At 54.6% G+C, this 350-nt stretch carries 1 protein-coding gene; it reads right to left on the reverse strand.

All coding sequences use genetic code 11. The features are described from left to right. On the reverse strand, positions 1–286 hold a 286-nt coding region (locus LGT40_RS16750; protein ID WP_226343097.1), incomplete at its 3' end, for an immunoglobulin domain-containing protein. Positions 287–350: the final 64 nt, after the last annotated feature.

A 350-nucleotide genomic window follows, 5' to 3' on the forward strand; every position in this document is an offset into this window, starting at 1 on the left:
TACTGTAGTCATGACACTGTATCCGTGCACAGTAGTAGGTGCCTGTGTCCACAGGGTCCGTATTGGCCAGTGTAAGGACTACCTGGTTTTTGGAAGTGTCCCTGGAGATGGTGAGCCTGGTCTTCAGAGATGTGGTGTAGGATTTATCATCATCCCAATCAATGCGTGCAAGCCACTCCAGGGCCTTCCCTGGGGGCTGACGGAGCCAGCTTACACACATTCCAGTTGTGTCGAGTGAGAACCCAGAGAAGGTGCAGGTCAGTGTGAGGGTCTGTGTGGGTTTCACCAGCGCTGGTCCAGACTCCCTCAAGGTGACCTGGGATAAGACCCAGGACGGGACAGTCAGTAGC

The organism is Methylophaga pinxianii (genome assembly GCF_020447225.1).
GTDB classification, from domain to species: domain Bacteria; phylum Pseudomonadota; class Gammaproteobacteria; order Nitrosococcales; family Methylophagaceae; genus Methylophaga; species Methylophaga pinxianii.